The following is a 7276-nucleotide window of genomic DNA, read 5'->3' as shown; positions in this document are numbered from 1 at the left end:
ACCTTAAAAAAGCGTGAAAAACTAGATTAGTGTTGCAAGCATTGATGAGATTGGTGTGTTATAGGACAATGTGATTAATCTAAAGGTCGAATTGGACAAGCATCAAAATTTACTAGCCAAAGCCGAGGTGAAATCATCAGATTTGAAACACTGGCTCAAGGTGACGCTCAACTCCTTCAGGAATTACGCGACAGTCGAAACAAATTCAGAACCGACCTATCGGAACTTGAAACCGAATATATAACATCGAAATCTGAGAATGCTCGCCTAGAACAAAATATTAAGCGTCTTACTGAGCAAAGCGAAACACAGGCAAAGGAACGATCGACTAAACAGGCGATCATCAAAGAACTTGATGCCAAAAACACTCAGTTAGACAATAAGTAAGCCCAAGTTATTCAATACACAGTTTTCCATTAAATGGTGTACAACCTTATGTGTACTCATCTAACTGGAGAAAATTATGAGAGAGACAACAAGCTTATGTGATGTGTTCCATGACACGAAATTTTCAGCGGTCAAAGATAAACTCAAGGAACTTGCGGAATTCAATAAACTCTTTCATGAAGAGTTTCCACACTACGGTAATCAGCTGCGCGTGGCGAACATCAGTGGAGGTTTCATTGCTATTGAGACGCCAAATAGCATGCTACTTACGAGATTGAAATTTGACAGAATACAAATTCTAAAATGGGCTGAGTCCGTCGATTTGTCTGCCAATGATCTGAAACTAACCGTCAATCCGGCTTTGTATAAGCAGCTGGGATCAGACGTTTATGGTCAAGGATCATCTAAGCGTCGAAAATAGAGTGTTTAATTGACAACACAATAGGTCGCCCAACCTAAGATGGGTTTGTGGCAATATAATGCGCCATGACAACGTATTGACGAATCCATATGCAAATATGGCAGAGTGAAAGTCGCCTAACCGCGACTTTTTCATTTCTCAACCTCTTCATCACATTCACTTTTGCTTATTTATCCACCAGCAACTAACAAAATTTGTGGATATCTTAGATCTCATTCTGGTGGCTCCCAATTCTATTCCCCTCAACAACTTTCAAGTATAGGGGGTTTGCGCCCATTTCAGCGATAAGTCCAATGTGACTGCTTCACCACTTATCAGTAAAGGCGTTAAAGTAAATCAGCTTCAACAGAATAATCAGTGAATACCTATGAAATTGCGAATCAAAATAAACATCGCTACTGACATTTAAGTTAAGACACTTGGAAGTGTGACAAATAAGTGATGACATATGATGTTTTTAGGCTCAATAACGGCTGTGATCTACAAGTACACTCCAAAGTCACAATGTTTTTTGTACAAAAACCGCTTAGCAGTATCTTTGATATTCGTATTCCTAATTTTGCTAGACCTTACAGGACATAGCCTGAGAGCCAAGTCTGGACTTTCTGCTGAAATGGGCACAAAACCCCAATCAGGAGCAGCTTTAGCGCTTGACAATTTCACAGCAGGTCACAATAGCATGACTATGTTGACGACCATAAAGTTTGACATCATCAAATTCGATAGAAGCCCCGTCTCTTTTAAGTCTCATGATGTCCGTTCACAAGAAGTAAGCATCAAAGTGTTGGAAAGTTTTGTCGGCTTATCTAAACAGTTGGGATTGAACACCACACTAGAAGGGATAGAAACGTAGGAAGCACGTCACTTGTACTCCTCGTCAGGGATAGAAAGCTTTGAAGGCTTTTTGTTTTCAAAGCCATTGAGTTCGAACGACTTTGAAATGCATTATATTAAAATCAAAAAATAGCAGATACCTGAGCTGATGGGTGCTTAGTTAACCGGCTCATTATCATGAAGATCAGCCTTCACCGCCCCATCGACCAAGAGTACAGACACCGAATAAATAGACTGTTCAATGTTTCCATCTTCATTCATACGTTCATAACCACCGATAGTCTTGTCCCCGTGCTGTTCTACCAATTGGCTCAGGGATTGTTGGTTCAAACTGCCCTCGCCTTCTTGCACTGATTCAGACGCGACAACTGACACAGAGACAGTGAAAGACATTGAGGCTACCAAAAAAAAAGCAAATTTCGAATTCATACATTTAATCTCTAATGGTCAAACATACTTGTTATATACAACAATTTACGAACAGTTTAGTTCTTGCTATAGCAATTAGACACAAGGCCAGTATGAAATATCTGAATTAAAGCGTTATCGCTCTTGGCTGTCCATATTGTGTACCCAAATGAACTGGGCCTAGCTTCTAAAGACCAATCGCTTTGGATCTCATATACGAACTTTGGTGTTTTTATGAAGGTGATTAGCGAATGGCGATAGTAAGTTTCAACCGTGTCCTCTTTGATTTCTATAAACTCAGTCCAAGACAGGCAAACGGCAAGTAGGCAAAGAAATATCACTTCTTGCACCGGTGGGTGGTAACTATGGGATGAGCTGACCAGTGAGGTGTAAAACATAAACCCAATAAGGGCAATGACCCAGCCTCTTACGAAATTTAAAACAGGCACCGTCGCTTGATATTTTGCCTTAAAAATAGTCATTGAATTAACTCCGCAATACGTTGATAAGAACCTGGAACCTTACGACTAAACCAATCGTAACGATGTACTTTTTGATCTCGGCTAAATACGTAATCTTGGCATTTGGTTTTGGTCCACACGGCAACCACCGATTTCGATTTGAATTCATCACTCAGAAATTCAATCGCTCTCGGGGTCATAAAATTTGGATTGATAAAATATGCAGATAGGCCCTTAGACCAACACATATCTATAAACAGTGGATCATCTGAGACAAACACTCGCTTGGTTTTGTTAGTGCCTTTTGTGTAAGATCGGATGAATGGTGATCTCGCGGAGCTGTATCCATTGAGTTTAATGAACACTAAGCGACCTTTGTTAACGAACAATAAGATGGGTTCGCCTTGAAACTCAGTGATGGCATCAATAACGGCATTGGGAACCCAACCGTTAACAGCGTTCACATATTCGATAAATTGTTCAGCGTCTGGAATACAGGATAGATGGTCAGGCACATTGCGTTCATCCACTGAAAGCCCCCACTCTTCCACTTCTTTTGGCAAGACTCTCATTCTCGCGATGTCCATAACGATATCCGTGAATTTGATATCTTCAGGTGTGAGTTCACGGTAAATGTCAGCAGGTATACTCAAACCGGCTAGGCGACATAATTCTATAATGGCGCGATGTGGTGTTACTGAGTGGTCGTTTGAATAGGCGTCGATAATCGAAGTAGGTCCACAAGACTCACAGTTGAAACTACCAGTGCCTAAAAAGTGTGTCCCCTTGTTTCCACAGGAAGGGCATAACAACTCAACCATTTCACCAGCACCTAATCTGGGGACCAGGTGACCAAAGGCTTGATCGATTGTTTCTTTGGTCATCTTTGGAAATAGATGCTCTTTCAAATATCCATTGACTAGATCGGAATCCATACGCATCTCCGTTTCATTCATTTACACCGAAGGTATAAAGGAAGAATGGAGCAATACCGCGTTAAAATGGTTAATTAATGAAAGATATTTGAGTGTTTAGGGGCTGTGTAAGATTAGTATAGCTGTAGAGAATGGATGATATGTCTAATGGACGGTAAAGAATCGATTCCTTACCTTTCAAAAGTTAACTTTGACATTCGATTTCAATGTCTCTAAATGTTCAGGTCTAACACCACTTGTCAAATGAGTGTGAACGATACCTTTGGGCTGATCGAGTTCTGGACATGCAGCAAGATATTAGTCATCACCTTCAAATGCTTTATCGCGCTCCAGTTCATTTGAAAGCCAATGAACATATGGAAGACCCCCAAACAGTTTGTCTTCTTCTCTTTCAGGGGATGAATGACGATGAGATACGCCACGTCTCCTTACTCCAGAATTTTTGCGTCGGTTGTTCTGCATTCTATTGCAAAAATCATCGTGACTTTGTTGCTCAGTTCTACGTGACATAATGTAATCTCCTTTTGTTACATATTTTAGTTATACAACAAAAAAGCTAGGAATGAATATGTTGCGTACCAAAAGTGGGGGGAATGTATTTAGAAGTGTTGTATTGCTCGGTCTGGACAGTCGCCGGTATCCGCATTACAACCGATGATCACATTCTCACGGTATCGAGTTGAATCGTTGCCAAATGCTGGCAACATTGCGCCCTGTGACACCCTACGAGGCTTTTTCTGGTGGGTAACATCAAGTAAGCCTTTGCTACCCATATACGCTTGCCATTGCTTAGGCGACATCTGAGCGTATTGTTCCGGTTCTATGCCAATAGTAAGACGACTGGCCGCTGACCTACTACCCGACATCGCAAAGTGTTCTATTTCTTTATCCGCCAATTCAACTAAATATTGGTATTCGAATTTATCCCAAATACAGTAAGAGTAACTATCCACTTTTGTTTCTTTTGGTACAGGTTCACCCATGAAGCTACCAACTCGTACAAATCTCCTTTGTGAATAAAGCGGAAGCGTAAGTTTCGTGTCACTTTCATATAATGCCTGTAGAACCGGTGAATGAGATTCAAAGGAGTTCGGTTCAATACAAAGCTGTCGCACTTTTAGCTGGTGGCCATCATCAAAGTGATTTCCTAGACTGATGCGAGAAGAAACATTTCCTTGATGCACCACTCGATGGTACATGTCCATTGCATAACCGTTACTATCTATAATTGCCGCTAAACGAGAATCAAAGTCATGATTGCCATATGAGCTACCTCGTGAACGTAATGTAACCTTCACTCTGTTACTAGAAATGCGCTCGATACCTTCAACTTGAGTAAAGATAATGAAATCCGAATAATGCCGTGCAATTTCAGTCACAATACGCATTGACTTAATATCACGTTCCACCAACTGGCTCTCATGAAGCTGCACCTTTAGCGAATTAACCAAATCAGACTGTTCACCGTGTTTACTCAAACTCTCGATCTGAGAAGACAACATCGTAATTCGCTTTCGAAGAGGATGACCAGGCTCCCTATGATATTGATCCAGACTTCTTCTTAAAACTTCATCATTCTTTATCATTTCAAGCTGAGACTGGAACTCGCCTCTGTCTATTTGCACATTGACTGTCAGTGATACACATTTAAAATCAGCGCCAGTGCAGTTATTCACTGATTGACTAACAACATCCACATCGGCAACTAGAGGTAGTAGAACCTTCAATGTCTCTAGATAAGCGCCGTTATAACTTTGACTCGTCTTTACATAACCACGTAAATCCGCTTTAGAGACAGCTAAAAACGCGGCTTCATCTTTCAATTGCTGAAAGAGAGCCTGCGTTACTTGCTCGCTCGGAACTACGCGCTCTACAGTTGCGTCGAATGGCTTTGCAGTCACTAGGCTAGACATTAGAAACAACAAAATAAACATACGTCCCATACATCACTCCTCCACTGTTAACGAACTCAAAGCAGTACCATACCCTGCAGTCTGTAAGCCCACGTATGGAACAACAAGAGGATACGTTGGTTGATAGCGCTCAATTCTAAATGGGTATCTCATTCCGGCTGCGACTTTAGAGAAGGCAACATGGGGTTCGCCATTAAGCATCAACATGAATTGTTTAGGGGTTATAACCTGTGAAGAACACACCGCATCAATGCATCCTTGTCGGATCGTATTAATCTCATCTGTATAACGTGACTCTATCCATGCTTTATCAAAGTTAGAATCAACGAGAAGCCAATCATCAATATTCGTTTCATCCGCATGGAAATCCGTGGCTACCTCCCGGATACGAACAGTACTAAACACCGTCACATGGGACCCCAAAAAAGCTGCCTGCTTTGTATCTTTAGGAAACACCAATTCTCCATTAAGCAGTTCACAATAGGTTGGTATCCCTGAACGCTTGAATACTGAATCAGATTCGGAACCTTTTTCGTAATAGTACCCACGACCTATATGGACTATCTTTCCTGACACGTTGATTGCTACTTCTTGCTCTCGGTGAAACAATTGAGCTGTTGTCAGCGATTGATGTGATAAGTAATCATCTGCCGATGCGAATATCATGCAATGATACTTAGCCCTAAATTCGACCTGCTCTATGGACCGCTCTGGGACACTCATCTTCATAGTCACATACCGAGTATCAGAGATTAAAGATGGAATGGCTTTTACCAGATCATTCATCTCCTCGGAACCAGGTAGGGCAAACGAATAGGCTATGTACTGAGACGTTGATGGCTCTCCTATGGAATCAAACACAGGCACCTGATTCAACTTAACTTTTTGTGGAACGAACTCCGTATCCTTAAATATCGTAGATACCTTGATACGTTTAACAAGCTCCTTTTGCTCCTTTGCTCTTAGCCTTAACCACTGAGAATAGATTCCGTCTTCTGCGCGGAACTCAATTGATAACCGAGAGTGGCGTGACTCTATCAATGTAAATTGGTTTAGCTGCGCACTGAGTACATCTTTGGGCTTTGACTCAAGTTGCGACATGCCACTAGCACTGTTATGAAGGCTTTGACTGATAGCCTTAGCAATTTGTTTATCGACTATCAATTTAATAGTTGTTTCTAAGCAAATGCCAACATCGCATTCAACTTTATCCTGAGCTAAGACAATAAGTTTCTGAATGGATGGCTGGTAAGAATACACAAGTCCATATTTGTCTCCCTTGGAAATGGTTTGCTCAACTCGTTCCAACGCATCAACTTTAGCGGCTTCCACACCTAAAGCTTCTAAGCCAACCGTAGTTTGCGCATCCATGATTAATAAACTTCTCCCTGAAACTTCATATGCTTCAGAAACGAACGACATGATCATCAATGCGATTGTGGAATATATCTTCATTCGGAAACCTAAAAAAAACCCTATTAGAGTTTGTATACACCAATAGGGTTTAGTTATTAGAAATATCGATTAAACGTCATCAATATGGGCACTATGTATATTTTGTTTCTTGGTCATAGTTCACGTCACCATCGATTTCTCCTACTGAACCTCCCAAGCCAACTATAGTATCAAGCTTGTCGCCATTGATAATTTCATCGGCATCCATTTCAAGATTTGTCTTGTCGCCAGTAGTTAAAGCTGTCGCAATATCCAACATATTAGAATTGTCTCCTAAGTTTGCGTCAGACGTACTTGGGTCCATATCTCCATCGCTTGGAGCATCAAATCCTGTTGATGCTAGTTGAGCACCATTTTCTCGCATCATAGAGTCATGCTCTGCACCATCGCTCGGTGCTACCGATGTGTCAAACTGGTTAGGAGTATCCATCGCTACTTGCGTACCCCATAGCTCAGTGCTTT

Annotated in this window: 8 protein-coding genes; 2 read left to right on the top strand and 6 right to left on the bottom strand. The window is 41.3% G+C overall.

Features of this window, described 5'->3' with window-relative positions:
• Positions 1-463: 463 nt before the first annotated feature.
• Both ACTRWI_RS13665 and ACTRWI_RS13660 read left to right on the top strand, forming a co-directional pair.
• On the top strand, positions 464-808 hold the full coding sequence (locus ACTRWI_RS13665; RefSeq protein WP_446638944.1) for a hypothetical protein: 345 nt from the start codon (positions 464-466) through the stop codon (positions 806-808).
• A gap of 448 nt (positions 809-1256) precedes the next feature.
• Positions 1257-1661 (top strand): EAL domain-containing protein, encoded by a 405-nt coding sequence (locus ACTRWI_RS13660; protein ID WP_499132127.1) that lies wholly within the window; start codon positions 1257-1259, stop codon positions 1659-1661.
• A gap of 137 nt (positions 1662-1798) precedes the next feature.
• Here the strand turns inward: ACTRWI_RS13660 and ACTRWI_RS13655 are convergent, their stop codons facing one another.
• The 6 genes from ACTRWI_RS13655 to ACTRWI_RS13630 all read right to left on the bottom strand — a co-directional run bounded on the left by ACTRWI_RS13655 (position 1799) and on the right by ACTRWI_RS13630 (position 7244).
• Positions 1799-2035 carry a hypothetical protein gene (locus ACTRWI_RS13655; protein ID WP_446638946.1) on the bottom strand — a complete coding sequence of 79 codons (237 nt, stop codon included), beginning with the start codon at positions 2033-2035 and terminating at the stop codon, positions 1799-1801.
• Between the two features lie 493 nt (positions 2036-2528).
• Positions 2529-3446 carry a hypothetical protein gene (locus ACTRWI_RS13650; RefSeq protein ID WP_499132125.1) on the bottom strand — a complete coding sequence of 306 codons (918 nt, stop codon included), beginning with the start codon at positions 3444-3446 and terminating at the stop codon, positions 2529-2531.
• 297 nt (positions 3447-3743) lie between these two features.
• Positions 3744-3956 (bottom strand): hypothetical protein, encoded by a 213-nt coding sequence (locus tag ACTRWI_RS13645; protein WP_102423508.1) that lies wholly within the window; start codon positions 3954-3956, stop codon positions 3744-3746.
• Between the two features lie 89 nt (positions 3957-4045).
• A complete protein-coding gene (locus ACTRWI_RS13640) occupies positions 4046-5389 on the bottom strand; it encodes a hypothetical protein (protein WP_499132124.1) in 1344 nt (447 codons plus the stop codon).
• A gap of 3 nt (positions 5390-5392) precedes the next feature.
• Positions 5393-6814, bottom strand: a complete 1422-nt coding sequence (locus tag ACTRWI_RS13635; RefSeq protein ID WP_499132122.1) for a hypothetical protein — start codon at positions 6812-6814, stop codon at positions 5393-5395.
• 91 nt (positions 6815-6905) lie between these two features.
• Positions 6906-7244, bottom strand: a complete 339-nt coding sequence (locus tag ACTRWI_RS13630; protein WP_499132121.1) for a hypothetical protein — start codon at positions 7242-7244, stop codon at positions 6906-6908.
• Between the last annotated feature and the right edge of the window lie 32 nt (positions 7245-7276).

This window comes from Pseudoalteromonas sp. G5_S1_14_S5 (genome assembly GCF_054968605.1).
This window is presented reverse-complemented; position numbering and strand designations above follow the sequence as displayed.

Bases quoted from the DNA above. Each gene is read 5' to 3' on its own strand.
- ACTRWI_RS13655 (WP_446638946.1), bottom strand. From the start codon at position 2,035: ATGTCTTTCACTGTCTCTGTGTCAGTTGTCGCGTCTGAATCAGTGCAA.
- ACTRWI_RS13665 (WP_446638944.1), top strand. From the start codon at position 464: ATGAGAGAGACAACAAGCTTATGTGATGTGTTCCATGACACGAAATTT.
- ACTRWI_RS13645 (WP_102423508.1), bottom strand. From the start codon at position 3,956: ATGTCACGTAGAACTGAGCAACAAAGTCACGATGATTTTTGCAATAGA.
- ACTRWI_RS13630 (WP_499132121.1), bottom strand. From the start codon at position 7,244: ATGGATACTCCTAACCAGTTTGACACATCGGTAGCACCGAGCGATGGT.
- ACTRWI_RS13635 (WP_499132122.1), bottom strand. From the start codon at position 6,814: ATGAAGATATATTCCACAATCGCATTGATGATCATGTCGTTCGTTTCT.
- ACTRWI_RS13660 (WP_499132127.1), top strand. From the start codon at position 1,257: ATGATGTTTTTAGGCTCAATAACGGCTGTGATCTACAAGTACACTCCA.
- ACTRWI_RS13640 (WP_499132124.1), bottom strand. From the start codon at position 5,389: ATGGGACGTATGTTTATTTTGTTGTTTCTAATGTCTAGCCTAGTGACT.
- ACTRWI_RS13650 (WP_499132125.1), bottom strand. From the start codon at position 3,446: ATGGATTCCGATCTAGTCAATGGATATTTGAAAGAGCATCTATTTCCA.